This is a genomic window from Pseudoalteromonas sp. SIMBA_162 (assembly GCF_046535955.1).
GTDB classification, from domain to species: Bacteria; Pseudomonadota; Gammaproteobacteria; order Enterobacterales; family Alteromonadaceae; genus Pseudoalteromonas; species Pseudoalteromonas marina.
Genome location: NZ_JAWJBQ010001060.1, coordinates 1 through 242, shown reverse-complemented (window position 1 = coordinate 242; position 242 = coordinate 1). Strand labels below are relative to the sequence as shown.

Annotated in this window: 1 tRNA gene; it reads left to right on the top strand. The window is 52.1% G+C overall.

What is annotated here, in order from left to right:
- The first annotated feature begins 109 nt into the window (after positions 1 to 109).
- Positions 110 to 185: transfer RNA gene (locus tag R0J88_RS22945), tRNA-Ala, on the top strand.
- The last annotated feature ends 57 nt before the right edge of the window (positions 186 to 242 follow it).

The window sequence follows — 242 nt, the reverse complement described above, 5'->3', positions numbered from 1 at the left end:
CCCAGACCTACCAATTTTGGTTGGAATGATGAGCACCCCACGCCTCTGGATGAAGAGTGGTGAGGACGGCTCTTCTGCAGTTCAAATCTGCCCAGACCTACCAATATGCGGGGCCATAGCTCAGCTGGGAGAGCGCCTGCCTTGCACGAAGGAGGTCAGCGGTTCGATCCCGCTTGGCTCCACCACTCGCTTTACTTGATCAGAACTTAGAAATGAACATTCGTTGATGAATGTTGATTTCT